Genomic DNA, 15,915 nt, shown 5'->3' on the forward strand with positions numbered 1-15,915 from the left:
GGGTATGGTTGGCCCTATCGGACCGACGGGGCCGATGGGTGCGGTCGGTCTGACGGGACCGGCGGGTGACGAAGGCGTCACGGGTGCAGCGGGACCGACGGGTGACACGGGTCATCCGGGACCGACTGGACCTACCGGCGCAGTGGGACCGACAGGACCCAGCGGCATACCCTCATTTGGTCCGGGCGACAATGTTGAGATCCTGAGCGGCGGCACGCTCGGCGCAACGATCGGCGTCGCCGCGCAAATCCAGCTCACCCAAAATACCGGGTCCAATAAACTGCCGACCACCCCAATCTACATGGGGCCGGGAAATGGCGCGTCGGGGAATGGCATTACCTCTCCCTTCAGCCCTCCCGCCCCGGTCGCTGCCCCGCAAACCAGCGTTCAGGTGCCGACGCCAGGCGGCGAAGCGTTCAATCTGGAGGTTGCGATCGGACCGGGCGATGCCGGTACTCCGGGTGCCCAGTACACCTTCATCGTTTGTAACGAGGCGGACTGCGACATAATGGCGAATCCGTTTTGCCAAGTCGAAAATGCCAGCTTCCCGGGGACCGATCAGACGGTCTGTTCCTCCGCACTGCAAACAGGAAGCATCCAGTTCCTGACCTACCTGCCGGGGGACACTCTTTCGATCCAAGCCTACAATTCTGAAGCCTCGATGACGGTCAATACCGTTGACGTGAGGTGGTCGCTGGATTACGCGATTGCCGCAGAGGACGCAAAGTGATTCCGGAACGCGAGGAGGAGACCAGATGAAATCGCGATCGGAAGTCATCACGGCTGGAGGGGAACAGAAAATGGAGGGCGTCAACATGCCTGCTTCGTTTAAATTTGCGTGGCATTGGCTGGCCGGTGCGACCGCCGCCACGATACTCTGCCTGGCGGCACTTCCGGGTGTCGGCCATGCCGAGAATATTGAGATCTGTATCAACCAGAGCACCGGTTTAATCAAAGGCATCAACCTCGGGGTTGACGGCTGCTCTGGAAATACCGTGGAGCTCGACTGGGTGACGGTCGGACCGTCGGGACCCACTGGGCTTCAAGGCGTAATGGGCGATCCCGGTCTTGCCGGCACCCAGGGACCGGCAGGTCCTACAGGCGCCACAGGGCCTGCAGGATCAATGGGACCCGCTGGACCACAGGGTCCTGAGGGCGCGATCGGTCCGACCGGACCTACGGGCCCGTCAGGAATTATGGGTCAAGATGGAATCCGCGGGCCGACAGGCGTGGTCGGCCCGACGGGCCCGACGGGCTCGTCCGGCACACCCGGAATTCCCGAGCCCAACATATCGGTCTTCACCGGTGGCTCGCTGGGTACGCTGGGAGCTTTGAATGGCACCGATCTGTCGGGGAACAACAGTGTCGGTAACCCCGGCACCATCCTGATACTGGGGCCGGGCAACGGTTCAGACAGTGGCGCCCCGCCGGCAAGTTCATTAAATCCCGAAGACACGGAAGTGCCGATGTCCGCCCCGGGAACCGCGAAGCGCCTGTTCGTCAACGTGGATAACGATCCCGGAACTCAGATGAATAACGGGATCCCCAGCACTTTCTTCTTCTTCCTGTGCAATGGTAACAGTTTCCCCGCGAATTGCGGTCTTACCTGCTTCATGACCGGGCCTGATACCACCTGCAGCGACCTGACTGGTTCACAGTTCTTCAACGGGGGGCCCGCGGCGGGCTTAACCCCGGACTTTATGAGTCTGTGGGCATTCGCCGGATCGGACGACCCTTTTGCCAATCACGCCAATGTGAAATGGTCGGTGACTTACGACCACGGGAATCCTATCCCTATCCCCTTCTAGGATTGATCGCAGAATTGTTAGACCGAAAGCCCCCGGGTAACTCCGGGGGTTTTCTTTTTAGTCGACGCTACTTCAAGCGCGGCAGAACTTCAGCGCCAAACCTCTCGAGGGAACGGCGCGCCTTGGCGGGATCGAGTCCGGGCAATTGCGTCACTACTATCAGCTCGGTCATAGGAGTCGATTCCAGAGTCTCTTCGAGCCGCGCGGCGACTTCTGACGCCGTTCCCAGTACGCTGGTGCGCCTGAGACGGTCGGCGTCGGGACGAATCAGCACCTTGCTCTGGTCGGTGGTGCCTGCCGCAGCCGAGAGCCATTTGCCATATAGCTCGGCCTGGTACATGAGCGCGTCGCGGGTGTCGCGCCACGCCTGCTCCTCGCTGTCGGCGACGTACACCACGCGGCTGTTGACGATGCTGTAGCGCGCGGGATCCTTGCCGGCGGCCTTGATCGCGTCGAGATAGATGCCGATTTCCCTGCGTCCGCCGACGCATGCAAATCCGAGATCGAGCGCGGCTGCCCGCCGAATCGACTTGGCCGCACCCGCTCCCCACAGCAATTCTGGATACGGTTGACTCACAGGCTGCGGCAGCACGCGCACGTCTCGGAACTTGAAATACTTGCCGTCAAAACTGAATCGCTCGCCGGTCCAGGCCAGCTTGAGAATCTCAATAGTCTCGAGCGTCCGGCCGAGTCGCTGTGCGCGCGGCACGCCGAAGCCCTCGAACTCCTCAGCGCGGTAACCAAGTCCAATCCCCAGTCGAAGCCGGCCGCCCGAGATGACATCGACGAAGGCGGCGTCCTCCGCCAGCTTCAGTGGATGAAAGAACGGCGCGAGCAGGACGTAGGTGCCGATGGTGACGCGCGTGGTGCGCGCTGCGATAGCAGCAGCCGCGGGCATCAGCGCGGGCAGGTAGCCGTCGTCGGTGAAATGATGCTCGGTAAGCCAGATGGAATCGAAGCCCAGCCGCTCAGCGGCCTCAACCTGCGCAAGTGACTCGCGGTAGAGATCGCGAAACGACAGCGTCGAACTGGGAGGATTGCGGAAATCGAGCTGGTAGCCGACTTTCACCTTGCGCACGATCCACCTCCGGCTTTCAGCGTGCGGCGAGGCCGCCGTCGACGATCAGTTCCGTACCGGTGATGTAGGACGCGTCGTCGGACAGGAGAAAGACGATCGCGTTTGCGATTTCCCACGGAGTACCTTGCCGGCGCATCGGGATTCGCGGGGCGACGGTGCTTTCGCGATCGCCGACCAGCCGCCGCACCATCGAGGAGTCGATCAGGCCCGGCAGAATCGTATTGACGCGGATGTTGTCGCGCGCTTGCGAGACCGCGGCCGAGCGGGAGAGCCCGAGCAGCGCAGCCTTGGTCGCCTCGTAGGAAATCTGCGAGTTCGAGCGCATCGCGGCCAGCGACGAAACATTAACGATTGCGCCGCCGCCGGCTTTGGCAATCTCCGGCACCGCGTATCGCATCATCAGGAAATGGCTGCGCAGGTTGACCGCGAACATCTTGTCGAAGTTCTCGGTGGTGGTCTTCAACAGGTTGCCGCCGATGGCGATGCCGACGTTGTTCACGAGCAGATGCAGCGCGGAGAACGCGCGCGTGGTCGCTTCGACGGCGCCGCGGCATTGGTCCTCGATGCTCACGTCGGCGGCGACCGCGTCGGCGCGTCCGCCTTCTTCGCGAATGGCAGCGGCGGTCTGCTGCGCGAGTTCGAGCGAGCGATCGGCGACCATCACGGCCGCGCCTTCGCGCGCGCACATTATCGCGGTCGCGCGCCCGTTGCCGATGGAGAGCTTGTCACCCGCTTTCGCCGGTCCGTCGGCGCCGCCTCCGACGATTAACGCTACCTTGCCCGTCAGCCGAGCCATGATCTGCCTCCGATTCGGTTAGTCCGCGGCGGGTCGCGCGGTTGGAAAGCGCCGCACGTATTGCAGGAAACGCGCGAGTGCGCGGTCGGCGTCGATTAGCAGGCCGTCGTGAAAGTGGATGGTCTTCAAGATGGGCTCGTCTTCCTGGATCAGGCGCCGAAAGAACGCCTCGCCGATTTGAAGCCGCTGCTCGCGCTCGGCGTCGTTGCCCTCGGCGCGCGGCGTCGCGGTCACAGACCATCCGTGAGTGTGGCCGTCGGGCGTCGGCGTGCCGGTCGCCATCGAGAGAATCGCCATGCCGTTGAGGCATCCTGCAAGCGCGATGGTGTTGGTGCCGGTCACACGGATTCGCTGATCGAAGATGCCGAGATTGGGATCCTCGAAGCGCACGTCGTACTGAATGCGGTAGTCGCCGACCTCGATCGCGTCGGGGTCACATTCGATTTTGAGTCCGTGCAGGACTCGGAGATGCTGAAAGTCCATCGAGTTGGTGAACGGCACCCACGGCTCGACCGGCAGATCGAACGCGTCGGCGGCCGTACGGACGTCGAGGTCAGCCTCGGCGAAGTCGACAAATTCGGGCACGTCGAACAGCGGCGCGGTTCCGTTGAAAGCCCAAATCAACCCCCACTTTTCCCGCGTAGGATATTTGAATACTCGCGCCGCTTTAGGAATTTTTTCGGACGCGGGAATCTTCGTGCATCCACCGTCGGGGCCGTATTGCCAATGATGGAAGGCGCATTGGATGTCATTGCCGACGACTTTGCCCATGCTGAGATCGGCGCCGAGATGGCGACAGTATGCGTTCATCACAACAGCTTCGCCGGTCTCGCCGCGATAGACGATTGCGCGGCCGTCAAGGAAGTCGCGGCCGATCACCTCGCCGGCGCCGACTTCGCCGCAGCGCGCGATCGCGTACCAGGACTGATGGAATCCGGGCGGCTTCTTTGCGCGAGTCCGGGGAGCGCGGGCGCAGTTCGTGCGCGGGGTTGCGGTCGTCGATGCCATCGTCGCGGACCTCCAATTGTCGGTGCGTACCGCGCTCAGGCGGCTGCGGCTGCGGATTTTGTGTCGAACTTCGGGAGCTGTACAAAGAACAGCACGCAGTCTTCCACGACTTCGAGTTCGCGGCCGGTGTCGGCGGGATCGACGCGGAAGGCAGAATGAGTCTCGAGCATCTGGCCGGAGGTGACGTCGCGAATTGCGCCGCTCTCGACGAACAGCAACTCGGGTGCGCGATGCCGATCGACCTTGTGCCGTGAGCCGCGCGTCGCCCGAATCTCACCGATGTTCACGGCGCGCTCGCCGAAGGTCGCCATGTGCTTCAACTCGAAGCCGGGATCGCGCGTCGCAAGCCATCCGAAGCCTTCGGGATGAATGACGATCGGTTCCTCGTAGCGCGGCGGCGGATACTCGACGGCGCGGCCGTTGATGTGCTCCCAAATCGCCTCGTAGCCGTCCTTGCGGACAACCCGACCGTCGGTAGTCGAGCGCGTGAATACGCCGCCATCGAATTGTCCGAGGTCGGCCAGCTTTTCGTAGCCGGCGGTCAGCTGCTGATAGCTCATGAAGCCATAGCCGGCTGAGCCGCCCATCTGGAGCACCAGCACGACGGATTTGCAGGTGTCGGACTGCGGGCCGTAAAAGGTACCCTCGGGGAAATAGCCGATGGTGCCGGCCTTCAGATCCTTGCCGGGCGCGTAGTTCATCGCGCCTTCGAGGCACAGCCGGACCTGGTCGAAATTGTGGCGATGCCGCGGCGTGAAATAGTCGCCGGCCGTCCGCACGATACTCAGTTCGAAATTGTCGGGTGAGCCGGGCGTGCCCTGGAGCAGGCGCTTGAATTCAATTCCGCCCGAGCGATGCCCCGACACCTCGCCCCATTCAACGTCTGCAGCGCGTGTCGTTTGCATAGCAGTGGGGTTAGCGCGGTCGCGTGCGCCGCGTCAAGGCTACGACGTCTGACTGGGATGTGTGTTCTTCAGAATAGCGCCGCAAGCCGCGATGGCCGCGAGGACGCCCTGGGCGACGTGACCAGCCTTCACGGTGGTCAGGAATTCATCGACGATTTTGTTCCACGCTCCGTCTGGCGCGATCGCATGGGTCTCGTGGTCGGCGACTATCTCGACGTAACGCTCGCCGAGTGACACGAACAGCAGGATTCGATGCGGCTGACTGGGATTCGCGATCGTATGCGCGTTGAATTCGCGGTGCGCGAGTTGCTGAGAGCGCAGATGCTTGATGTGCTTGGGCACAAGCTGAAGACGGATTGGAAGCCAGTCCAGCAGCAACGTCAGCACAATCAAGGACCAGAGCTGGATCACGATCACCGTGCGACTTCCGAGGTCGGGACGGAGGAGACTCACGATTGCGCCGATAAGAATCGCGCCGAAGGCAGCTCCTGCGAGCGGATAGAGCGAATAGCGATCGCTGACGCGGGTCACGACAACGGTAAGATCGGCCGACGTATCGCGATTGATCGCGGCCATCGCGCCATCGATGCGTTGGTGCTCGTCAGGTGTGAATGGACTTTTCATTTTTCCATCTTTCAACTTTTATCGTCACCAACTTCCTGACGCACCGCCGCCACCGAAAGATCCGCCACCTCCGGAGAAGCCACCCCCGCCACCACCTCCACCTGAGCCTCTACCTCCGAAACCTCCGCCAAAGCCGGGAAAGCCAGTACCCGGACCTACCACTCGCCCCAGCCGGCGGATCTTCTGCTCACCATTGCCGAGGCTATCCAGAAAGATAACCAGGAGCACCCATATGACTATAGCTATAAGGATCATCCAGTTCGTCGCCTGGGGGTTTCCTTCCGGGGCTTCGTTGGACGCGTCGCTCGGCTCGATGACTTCGCTGCCGCGGAGCACCTTCAGGATCGACGTGGTGCCGGCGATGACGCCCGCATTGAAGTCCCCGCGCTTGAAGCTGGGCAGGATTTTGGTCTCGATTATCGTGCGGCTGGTCGCGTCGGTTAGCGTTCCTTCGAGACCGTAGCCGACCTCGATGCGAACCTTGTGCTCTTTGGGCGCGACGATGAGTAGTACGCCATTGTTCTTGCCCTTCTGCCCGATGCCCCAGTAGCGTCCTAGCTGATAGCCGAAATCCTCGATCGAAAATCCTTGGAGCGATCCGAGCGTGACCACCACGACTTGCTCGCCAGTTGTGTGCTCGTGCTCGGCCAGCATATCGGTGATTTCGTTCCGGGTCGTAAGAGTGAGGATGCCGGCGTCATCGACGACGCGGCCGGTGAGCGCGGGAAATTTGGGTTCCGCGGCGTGGGCTGATGACGCGAAGATCAGAAAAAGGAGAATAAGGAGCGCGCATCGCGTGCGAGTGTTATCGATGCGACATGGGTAATTCACCAGCTTCCTGACGCGCCTCCGCCGCCGAACGATCCACCGCCGCCCGAGAAGCCGCCACCGCCGCCGCCGGAAGATCCTCCTCCAAAAGATCCGCTGGACCATCCGTCACCGCCATAGGTCGTCCAGCTATGCGGGTCATTGCGATGACGGAACCACAAAACCAGGAAATATCCCCACGGACCAAAGAACAACAGGGCCCAGATGAAGACTATCTCCCACGGACCCTGCCAGAACGTAAGCGGTTGCGGAGCTGGTGGTGGGCTGGGCGAGCTACCGCCGAGCACGCTCAAAATCGACGTGGTGCCGGCCACGATGCCGGCGGAATAGTCGCCGCGCTTGAAGCTGGGCAGGATGTAGTTCTGAATTATGGTGCTGGAGATGGCGTCGGTGAGTGTTCCCTCGAGTCCGTAGCCGACCTCGATACGGACTTTGTGCTCCTTGGGCGCTACGATCAGCAGCGCGCCGTTGTTTACGCCTTTCTGCCCGATGCCCCAATGGCGGCCTAGCTGATAGCCGTAATCCTCGATGGTGTAGCCCTGGAGCGAATGCAGCGTGACGACCACGACTTGCTGGCCAGTGTCACGCTCGTGATCGGCGAGCATGAGGGTGAGTTCGCCGACCGTGCGAGAGTCCAGCACACCCGCTTCATCGACGACTCGCCCGGTGAGCGCAGGAAATTTAGGTTCAGAGGCGAGGGCAGGCGACGCGAGAATCAGCAGCAGGACGAGCCACGGCCATCGCGCTCGCGCGCCGTTGTCCGCCGCGGATGCGCAGCGACGCATCAGAAGTTGACCTTGGGTACCTGCTGGCTTTGCTCGGAGATCGTGAAAGTCTCGCGGACCTTCATATCGGGGTAAAGGATGGATGCTATCCAGCGCTGCGGGATGGTCCGCAGCGCAGTGTTGTAGTCCTGTACCGCGAGAATGTAATCGCGGCGCGCGACGGCGATGCGATTCTCGGTGCCCTCGAGTTGCGATTGGAGCGCGAGGAAGTTCTGATTCGATTTGAGGTCCGGGTAGGCTTCCGCGACGGCCAGCAGGCGGCCGAGCGCGCCGCCGATAGCGGCCTGGTTCTGCTCGAACTGGTGAAAGGCCTGAGGATTCGACAGGATGTCCGCTGGAAGCTGCATCTGCGTCGCATGCGCGCGCGCTTCAGTCACCTGGGTCAGCACTGTCTGCTCCTGACGAGCATAGCCCTTGACCGTCTCGACGAGATTGGGAATGAGGTCAGAGCGGCGTTGAAATTGGTTCAGCACTTCGCTCCAGGCGGCCTTAACCTGCTCGTCCAGCGTCGGCAGCTTGTTGACGCCGCATCCCGGGAGACCTACCAGCAGCAGTCCAAGAGCGAGTACCAGAGTCGGCGTGCGAAAGTATTTCAAACGCATTTAGGCGGCATTAGCCCGGGTGTTGGCGACGCGTCAAGAGAATCGCGTTCAGGCGCCTTCGCGACTCTTGAAACGATGCTGACGCGGTTCGGGCGGCATCGTCAGCAGCTCGCGCGAATAGATCTCGCCAAGATACTCGATCAGATTGCGCATCGAGACTACCGCGGTCGGACGGCCGTCGTCGTCGACCAGGGGAATGTGACGAAATCCCTCCAGCACCATCTTGCTAAGCGCGAAGGCTACATTCGCGTCGTCGGGTAGCGTGAACGGATCGGGCGTCATCGACGTTGCCACCGGGGTGTGGACGAGGTCGAGCGGCTGGCCCGCGATCTTCATCAAGATGTCGCGCTCGGTGAAGATGCCGACCAGGCGGTCGTTCTCCATGACCAGGACGGAGGCGCGCCGCTCCTGCTGCATCAGATGAATCGTGTCGGCGAGCGTGGTTGAGGCGGACACCATCAACGGCGGCTGCGAAACCACCTCACTGAGGGCAGTGTGGGCCAGCGCGGATTCCAGAACCTGCGGGCCAGGATGTTCTTCGTCGAACAGCTCGCGGTCGTCGTCGTCGCCAGGCATGGTGAGCCCTCCTGTAAGTGGTCTGGAAATAGACAGCCTAGGCCGTTCTCAAGGTTAGGGCAAAGGGAGCAATCTAGCTGCGGCGGCCTCCGCGCTTGACACGGTTTGATTTGAGCTTAGTCGCGCGACCTGTCAAAGCGGCGTGCGCGGCGGGACGCCGGGGCGGTGCACATCCGTCAAGGAAAACGTTGACCGCGTTCATGAAGCGCTGCTCGAGCGTGTCGGTCCTGTTTTTCCACCATCCGACGAGCCAGTTTCCCGAAATGATCGTGACGATTCCTTCGAGCATCTCGGCCAGGTGCAAAGGCGTCTGGTCAGTTCGAATCTCGCCGCGACGTTGCCCTTCGGCGAACAGCGCTTCGTACAAGTCGTAAAGGCGGAGCGACTTTTCCCGGAGCTCGCCTTGCGGACCGGAGAGCATCCGCGAACGGGTCGCGACCGTCGCGTAGAACTTGCGATCGGAATCCCAGTCGCGCGCCCATTCCTTCATTACCCCGCGGATACGGTCGGGGACGCCGCGATGATCTTGCGCGAGCGCGTTTCTGACAGAGGAGATTGCGAAATCGAGTTGGTCGAGCGCGAACTCCTGCAAGAGCGCGTCCTTGGTCGGAAAATAGTTGAAGAAGGTCGCTTCGCTGATGCGCAGCCGCTCGATTATGTCCTGAACGCGGGTCTTCTCGTACCCGCGTTTGCGGAACAGGGCGACCGCCGCGTCGAGGATCGCGCGACGCTGCTCTGCTTTTTTTTCTTCGCGGAGACCCACGGTCTCTACTGAATTGCACATCGCGAGCGGCAAGGGAAATTCCCGCCGCACGCCGGCGGCTTGACCTTGGGTGCTCATTATTTATAGGGTCAACCCTATTATTAGGGTTCACCAATGAAATTCGCTCGTCTCATAATAAAAAATCTGATGCGCAACGAGCGCCGCACGATTCTGACCGCGCTGTCGATCGCGATTTCGCTGTTCGTCTTCTCGGCGCTGGTCAGCCTCCCGGTGCTGGCCGACAGAATTCTGGCCGACTCGGCCTCATCACTCAGGATTGCCGTGCATAACAAAGCGGGCCTCGCCTACGAGATGCCAATGGCGTATGCGCAGCGTATCGCGACTGCGCGGCACGTCGTAGCAGTCACGCCCGAGAGTTGGTATGGCGGGCTCTATCATGACGTCTCCGATCAGTTTCCCAACGAAGCCGTCGATCCCGAGCAGGCCCAGAAAGTGTGGCCGGACCTGGTGCTCAAGGTTTTTTCGTCGACCGTGCCTTCACTTGGCGGACTGCCGATGGAGATGCCTCCGCTGGTTTTGATCGACGCGCTGGTGGTTTCGGCTTTGATCGGAATTTTCAGCGCGGTGGTGCCGGCCAGTTCCGCGGCGCGGCGCAATATCGTCGACGCGCTGAGGACAGGCGGTTGAGACCGCTAGCCGGTCGCCGCGATCATCTCCTCGACGTCACGCAGGCGATCCTTGCCGAAGAAGATCTCGTTGCCGACGTAGAAGGTCGGTGAGCCGAAGGTGCCGCGCTCGACCGAACGATTAGTGTTCTCGATCAGTTCGTCCTTCACTGGCTTGGTCTCAATCAGCTCGAGGATTTTCGCAGTTGGCAGCCCAGCCTCGTCGAGCGTGGTGCGGAACACGTTGGGGTCGTCCATCTTTTTTGGGTCAGCCCACATGTTACGGTACATCTCGTCGACGTAGCGCTCGAACGCGCTGAGCGAACGCGCGGCGATCGCTCCGCGCATCATCATAAGGGTGTTCACCGGGAAAAACAGATTGCTCTGAAAGCGCGTAATTCCATGACGCTTGATAAAGCGAGTCATCTCGAGCCGCTCGTACTCGGGCTTGTTCTTGATGCCCGCCAGGCTTTGCGCCGGCGAGCGGTTGTTAGTCAGCTTGAAGACGCCGCCGAGCAGCACGGGTACGTACTCGAACTTCACCCCTGTGCGCTTTTCGATTCCCGGAACGACGAGATGACTGAGATACGCGTTAGGACTGCCGAAGTCGAAATGAAATTCTACTTTGACCATGGTCTCACCATTTTTCCCCGAAGGGGCGGATTTCCTGCTCGAAGGTCCACGCATCACGCGGCTGCTGGTAGAGTTGCCAGTACGATTCGGCGACGGCGGCCGGCCTCATGAGCCGTGCAACATCGAGATTTTTCATCGCCTCATCGCCCTCTCGTTCCCTGATTCGATCGCGCACCCAGGCGGTATCGACGCCGGCGTCGATTACGAGATGCGCGACGTGGATATTCTTCGGTCCGAGTTCGCGCGCGGCGCTTTGCGCAACCGCACGCAGACCGAATTTCGCGGCCGCAAATGCCGCGTATCCGATCCCGCCGCGCAAGCTCGCGGTGGCGCCGGTGAAAAAAATCGCTCCGCGCCCGCGCGGGATCATCAAGCGAGCCGCTTCCCTGCCGGCCACGAAACCGGAGTAACAGGCCATCTCCCAAACCTTGCGGAACACGCGGTCGGTCGTCTCGAGCAACGGAAAGTTGACGTTCGCGCCGATATTGAAGATGCACACTTCGAGCGGCGCTTGCTGGTCGGCGTCAATGAGAAAAGCAGTGAGGTCATCTTCTTTGCGAGCGTCGAGCGACCGCGGCGAGATTCGGCCGCCGCCTGCCTCGACCTCGGCGACTAGCGGCGCGAGCTTGTCGCCTTGCCGGCGACCCGCGAAAACCGTGAAGCCCTCAGCCGCGAATTTTTTTGCGATTGCCCCGCCGATGTAGTCGCCGGCTCCTATCACTGCCGCCGTGGCATTTCTGTGTTCCAAAGGACCATCCTCCTTGCGTCTAGGAGCGGCGAGTGCCCGCACGAACCTTGCCGCGCCTGGTCACTCGCTTGGCCGTGCTCTTCAATATCAGATCCGAAAGCGCTTCATCGTTGACTGCACGCGCGAGAATCAGCGCGCCGGCCATCGAAGCAAACGCGACGATCGCATCTTCGTAGCTGCGAGAATGGTCACCGTTCGGCATCAGCCGGGACAGGAATTCGAGGTCGTCTTTTATCTCCCGGGTGAAAGCTTGACGAACACGTCGCGGTTGCCGAGCGATGTCGGTGCCGAGTGCCGCGACCACGCAGCCGGTGCCTGGCGCGTCGCGATGAGCGCGCGACAGGTAGCCGTCCACGATCGCGGGGAGAGCGCGCTTGCCCGGGTTGCGTTCCAGCGCGCGTTGCCAGACGCGCTTGCTGCGCGCCAGCGCAAAGCGAATCGCCTCGGCCGCGATCGCTTCTTTGGAGCCGAACTGGCTGTATAGCCCGCCGTGCGTAAGGCCCGCATCTTCGGTGATCGCGTCAACGCCGGTAGCGCCGATTCCATTCTCGCGGAACAAGCGCGCGGCAGAAGTCAGGATTCGTTTGCGGTTTTTCGCCGCCGTTTTTTTGGAAACCCGCATCCACCTCTCCAAATGTTTGCGATCGGTCCTTGACACATATGATTACGAGCGTCATTAATATGCCAAACATGACGGCCGCCATCAATAGGTCGTTCGGAAAGAAGCATGAGCAATATTCCTCAGGATAAATCAGGCAGAGTCTGTGTCGTGGTCGGTGTCGGCGAAGGTCTTGGCATGGCCCTGGCGCTACGCTTCGCCAAGGGTTACAACGTGGCGTTGGTAGCCAGGAGTCCCGAGGTTATCGGCAAGACTGCCAGCGAGATCAAGGCGGCTGGAGGCGTCGCGCTCCCGGTTCAGAGCGACGCTACCGTCGAATCCGAGGTCGCGGCTGCATACGAACGAATCAACCGCGAACTCGGGCCGGTCGAAATTCTAATCTACAACGGCGGCCGGCGTCCTATGGGCCGTTTGATGGATACCACTCCGCAGGTATTCGAGGAGACGTGGCGATTGCATACCTTCGGCGCATTTCTGTGGGCGCGTCAGGTCGTGCCTGAAATGCTCTCGCGCGGCACCGGCGCGATTCTGATTACCGGCGCGACCGCGGGCATCAGGCCGTGGCCAACCTCGGCAGGTTTCGCGCCGGCGAAGTTTGCGGTACGAGGACTTGCCGAAGTGATGTCGCGCGACCTTCATCCGCAGGGCATCCACGTCGCGTACGTGAACGTGGACGGCGGCATTGACATGCCGCTGCTCAGGAAGTTTCGCCCCGAAACCAGGGACGAAGACTTGCTCAAGCCGTCGGCAATCGCCGACGCATTTTGGTACCTTGCGCACCAGGACAAGAGTGCATGGAGCCACGAGCTCGACGTGAGACCCTTCAAGGAAAAATTCTAGGCCGGTGCCGCAGGCTATTCTCAATGACGCATGATCTAACTCTATGGGGAGTCGGGACCAGCCGCACGATGCGGCCTCATTGGATGTTGCTCGAATTGGGGTTGGAATATGAGTTTCATCCCATAGGATCGCGCACGGGAGAGACCAGGACTGATGAGTTCATGCAGCTCAATCCCCGGCATAAGATTCCAGTCCTTCGTCATGGTTCCTTTGTATTGACTGAGAGCGCGGCGATTATTCAGTACCTGAGCGAGACCTTTGCCAAGCCCGAAATGATCGCGCCACTTGACAACGCTGAAAGTCGAGCCGCTCTGAACGAATGGTGCTACTTCGTCGCGACGGAGCTCGATGCGGGTTCACTCTACGTGATGCGGCGTCATGTAGGTCTCGAGCATATCTATGGCGCGGCGCCAAAGGCGGTCGAGGCTGCCAGGCGCTACTTCATGGAGAACGCTGAAGCGATGGGCCCGACGATTGCAAGGTCGGGGCGGTATTTGATGGGTGACCAGTTCAGTGTTGCCGATATCCTTTTGACGACCTGTCTGGATTGGGCAGTAACGGACCGAATTCCCCTATCCGATACCTTGCATGAGTATCGCTCGCGGATAGCCATGCGGCCCGCATATCAGAAGGCCCTCGAAAGAAACTTTCCGGCAAGAGGATAGCCGGACTAACCCGGCCGAAGTTAGGAGTAAGGAAATGCCCGGTGCGCTTGACGGAGTCCGAGTGCTCGATCTGGCTACGATGGTCGCGGGGCCGGTTGCGACTATGATCCTCGCCGACCAGGGTGCTGACGTAATCAAAGTCGAGTCGCCGCGTGGCGACCTTATGCGTCATTTCAGCCGCGGCCGCAACGGAATGAATGCAGCCTTTTTGAGCTGTAATCGCAACAAGCGTTCCTTAGCCGTCGATCTCAAGTCGGCAGATGGTCTTGAGATCATCAAAAAGCTCATAGCTACCGCGCACGCCTTTGTGCACAACTTCCGTCCCGGCATTGCTGAACGGATGGGTCTTGGCGAAGAGGCAGTGAGAGCAATTCGGCGCGATATAGTCTACGTATCGATCACGGGATATGGGACTAAGGGCCCTTATGCCAACCAGCGCGCCTATGATCCAGTGATCCAGGCTATGTCAGGCCTCGCAGATATTCAGCGCGATAGGGACACCGGTCGTCCGAGGATGGTGCGAACGATCATCGCCGACTACACTACCGCTTTGACTGCGGCCCAGGCGATAACCGCCGCGCTTTTTGCGAGCGAGCGCTCCGGCCAAGGTCAGCACGTGCAGCTCTCAATGCTGGACTCGATGATTTCCTATCTGTGGCCCGAGGCTATGCCAGGCTTGACCTTTGTAGGCGCTGAGACCGATCCCTCTGATGGAGAAGTAGGTCCTGACCTGGTGTTTGCTACACAAGACCGCTACATAACAGCGGCTGCGCTGTCGGATGACGAATGGGCGGGGATCTGCCGGGCTCTCAACCGGCAGGAACTGATCGAGGATCCCCGCTTCAAGACCGCACGCGATCGATCGATCAACGCGGTCGAGCGCCGCACGATAACCTCGGCGGAATTGGAGAAATGGCGTGCCGACGAAATTCTGCGGCGGCTGCTCGCCAACGATGTCCCGTGTGCGCCGGTTCTTAGCCGTTTTGAGCTGCTGCAAGACGACCAGGTCCGTGAGAATCATATACTCGAAGAGTTTGAGACCAAGGCGTTTGGAAAAGTGCGAATGCCGCGCGCAGCCGCTCAATTCGATCGCACGCCTGCTACCGTCCGCGCGATGGCGCCCGTGCTAGGCGCGGACAACGCCGCCATCCTTGGTGAGCTCGGCTACGAAGCAGCTGACATTGCACGGCTTGAAGGCAATCGAGTCGTGCACAATCAACCGAATAAGGAATCCGCTGATGGATAAGAAGAATCCAGTTGCAGTCGTGACCGGGGTAGGTCCCGGAACTGGCGCGGCGATAGCGCGCCGCTTCGCGCGCGGCGGATACTCGGTTGCGATGCTCGCGCGAAATCGCGAGCGCTTAGCTTCGCTCGAGAGGGAGATTCCGAACTCGCACGCTTATCGATGTGATGTCACAGATGAAGTGCAGCTCGACGCAACCCTTGATGCGATTCGCAATGACTTAGGTGCGCCCAAGGTGTTAGTCCACAATGCGGTTGGCGGCGCGTTCGGGAACTTCATGGAGATCGATCCCAAAGTTCTCAACCAGAACTTCCAGGTGAACACGATGGCGCTGCTGTATCTTGCTCGGCGTCTCGCACCTGCCATGGTCGCCGCGGGAGAAGGCGCGATTATCGCCAGCGGTAATACGTCGGCTCTTCGCGGCAAGGCCAGCTTTGCCGGGTTCGCGCCGACCAAGGCCGCGCAACGGATTCTCGCGGAGTCGATAGCCCGTGAACTGGGACCCAAAGGTGTGCACGTCGCCTATGTCCTGATCGACGCGGTCATCGACCTTGAATGGACGCGCAAACGTTTCGCCGACGCCCCCAACGACTTCTTCATCACACCCGCTGCCATCGCCGACGAAGTCTGGCATGTCGCGCATCAGGATCGCTGCGCGTGGTCATTCAATGTCGAGGTCAGACCCTTTCGCGAGACCTGGTAAGCGATAGGTCTTACCGGGAGGAACGACTAATGAGCGACTTGCGAATATTTTCGTACCTGCCTAAC

Annotated in this window: 19 protein-coding genes and 1 pseudogene; 7 read left to right on the forward strand and 13 right to left on the reverse strand. The window is 60.9% G+C overall.

All coding sequences use genetic code 11. From position 1 onward, the window contains the following. Positions 1 to 730: pseudogene (locus VIW95_RS15055) on the forward strand (hypothetical protein); the annotation flags it as partial. A gap of 25 nt (positions 731 to 755) precedes the next feature. Next, positions 756 to 1,808, forward strand: a complete 1,053-nt coding sequence (locus VIW95_RS15060; RefSeq protein WP_331587985.1) for a hypothetical protein — start codon at positions 756 to 758, stop codon at positions 1,806 to 1,808. A gap of 67 nt (positions 1,809 to 1,875) precedes the next feature. Here the strand turns inward: VIW95_RS15060 and VIW95_RS15065 are convergent, their stop codons facing one another. The 10 genes from VIW95_RS15065 to VIW95_RS15110 form a co-directional block, all read right to left on the reverse strand. Beyond that, on the reverse strand, positions 1,876 to 2,886 hold the full coding sequence (locus tag VIW95_RS15065) for an LLM class flavin-dependent oxidoreductase (RefSeq protein WP_331587987.1): 1,011 nt from the start codon (positions 2,884 to 2,886) through the stop codon (positions 1,876 to 1,878). Between the two features lie 16 nt (positions 2,887 to 2,902). Then, positions 2,903 to 3,682, reverse strand: a complete 780-nt coding sequence (locus tag VIW95_RS15070; protein WP_331587989.1) for an SDR family NAD(P)-dependent oxidoreductase — start codon at positions 3,680 to 3,682, stop codon at positions 2,903 to 2,905. Between the two features lie 18 nt (positions 3,683 to 3,700). After that, positions 3,701 to 4,690, reverse strand: a complete 990-nt coding sequence (locus VIW95_RS15075) for a Rieske (2Fe-2S) protein (protein WP_331587991.1) — start codon at positions 4,688 to 4,690, stop codon at positions 3,701 to 3,703. A gap of 35 nt (positions 4,691 to 4,725) precedes the next feature. Next, on the reverse strand, positions 4,726 to 5,595 hold the full coding sequence (locus tag VIW95_RS15080; RefSeq protein ID WP_331587994.1) for a hypothetical protein: 870 nt from the start codon (positions 5,593 to 5,595) through the stop codon (positions 4,726 to 4,728). A 39-nt stretch (positions 5,596 to 5,634) separates the two neighbouring features. Then, positions 5,635 to 6,219: a TPM domain-containing protein gene (locus tag VIW95_RS15085; RefSeq protein WP_331587995.1), complete on the reverse strand. Its 585-nt coding sequence runs from the start codon at positions 6,217 to 6,219 to the stop codon at positions 5,635 to 5,637. 24 nt (positions 6,220 to 6,243) lie between these two features. After that, positions 6,244 to 7,050 (reverse strand): TPM domain-containing protein, encoded by an 807-nt coding sequence (locus VIW95_RS15090; RefSeq protein ID WP_331587997.1) that lies wholly within the window; start codon positions 7,048 to 7,050, stop codon positions 6,244 to 6,246. Continuing rightward, positions 7,047 to 7,832: a TPM domain-containing protein gene (locus VIW95_RS15095; protein WP_331587998.1), complete on the reverse strand. Its 786-nt coding sequence runs from the start codon at positions 7,830 to 7,832 to the stop codon at positions 7,047 to 7,049. The genes VIW95_RS15090 and VIW95_RS15095 overlap by 4 nt, the downstream gene beginning before the upstream one ends. Next, positions 7,832 to 8,434, reverse strand: a complete 603-nt coding sequence (locus tag VIW95_RS15100; RefSeq protein ID WP_331587999.1) for a LemA family protein — start codon at positions 8,432 to 8,434, stop codon at positions 7,832 to 7,834. Before VIW95_RS15100 ends, VIW95_RS15095 begins: the two co-directional genes overlap by 1 nt. A gap of 48 nt (positions 8,435 to 8,482) precedes the next feature. Then, positions 8,483 to 9,010 carry a cyclic nucleotide-binding/CBS domain-containing protein gene (locus VIW95_RS15105; RefSeq protein ID WP_331588000.1) on the reverse strand — a complete coding sequence of 176 codons (528 nt, stop codon included), beginning with the start codon at positions 9,008 to 9,010 and terminating at the stop codon, positions 8,483 to 8,485. A gap of 73 nt (positions 9,011 to 9,083) precedes the next feature. Then, positions 9,084 to 9,851: a TetR/AcrR family transcriptional regulator gene (locus VIW95_RS15110; protein WP_331588001.1), complete on the reverse strand. Its 768-nt coding sequence runs from the start codon at positions 9,849 to 9,851 to the stop codon at positions 9,084 to 9,086. Positions 9,852 to 9,887: 36 nt separating this feature from the next. Between VIW95_RS15110 and VIW95_RS15115 the strand changes: the two genes are divergently transcribed. After that, entirely contained in the window at positions 9,888 to 10,421 is a 534-nt protein-coding gene (locus VIW95_RS15115) for an ABC transporter permease (RefSeq protein ID WP_331588003.1), read from the forward strand. Positions 10,422 to 10,426: 5 nt separating this feature from the next. Here the strand turns inward: VIW95_RS15115 and VIW95_RS15120 are convergent, their stop codons facing one another. From VIW95_RS15120 to VIW95_RS15130, 3 genes are read right to left on the reverse strand one after another with little or no spacing between them, the layout of a single operon-like run. After that, positions 10,427 to 11,032 (reverse strand): 2-hydroxychromene-2-carboxylate isomerase, encoded by a 606-nt coding sequence (locus tag VIW95_RS15120; RefSeq protein WP_331588005.1) that lies wholly within the window; start codon positions 11,030 to 11,032, stop codon positions 10,427 to 10,429. Positions 11,033 to 11,036: 4 nt separating this feature from the next. After that, positions 11,037 to 11,780, reverse strand: coding sequence for an SDR family NAD(P)-dependent oxidoreductase (locus VIW95_RS15125; protein ID WP_331588007.1), 744 nt, complete (start codon positions 11,778 to 11,780; stop codon positions 11,037 to 11,039). Between the two features lie 19 nt (positions 11,781 to 11,799). Next, the gene (locus tag VIW95_RS15130) at positions 11,800 to 12,402 is read right to left on the reverse strand and encodes a TetR/AcrR family transcriptional regulator (protein ID WP_331588009.1); all 603 of its coding nucleotides are present in this window, start codon (positions 12,400 to 12,402) and stop codon (positions 11,800 to 11,802) included. A 105-nt stretch (positions 12,403 to 12,507) separates the two neighbouring features. Here VIW95_RS15130 and VIW95_RS15135 point away from each other — a divergent pair, with 105 nt between their 5' ends. The 4 genes from VIW95_RS15135 to VIW95_RS15150 are packed head-to-tail and all read left to right on the forward strand — an operon-like array spanning position 12,508 to position 15,850. Then, a complete protein-coding gene (locus VIW95_RS15135; protein ID WP_331588011.1) occupies positions 12,508 to 13,239 on the forward strand; it encodes an SDR family NAD(P)-dependent oxidoreductase in 732 nt (243 codons plus the stop codon). A 23-nt stretch (positions 13,240 to 13,262) separates the two neighbouring features. Continuing rightward, a complete protein-coding gene (locus VIW95_RS15140) occupies positions 13,263 to 13,904 on the forward strand; it encodes a glutathione S-transferase family protein (protein WP_331588013.1) in 642 nt (213 codons plus the stop codon). Positions 13,905 to 13,938: 34 nt separating this feature from the next. Beyond that, the gene (locus tag VIW95_RS15145; RefSeq protein WP_331588015.1) at positions 13,939 to 15,150 is read left to right on the forward strand and encodes a CoA transferase; all 1,212 of its coding nucleotides are present in this window, start codon (positions 13,939 to 13,941) and stop codon (positions 15,148 to 15,150) included. After that, a complete protein-coding gene (locus VIW95_RS15150; protein WP_331588017.1) occupies positions 15,143 to 15,850 on the forward strand; it encodes an SDR family NAD(P)-dependent oxidoreductase in 708 nt (235 codons plus the stop codon). Before VIW95_RS15145 ends, VIW95_RS15150 begins: the two co-directional genes overlap by 8 nt. Positions 15,851 to 15,915: the final 65 nt, after the last annotated feature.

Origin of the sequence: Binatus sp. (SeqCode) (assembly GCF_036522015.1) — a bacterium.
Classification (GTDB): domain Bacteria; phylum Desulfobacterota; class Binatia; order Binatales; family Binataceae; genus Binatus.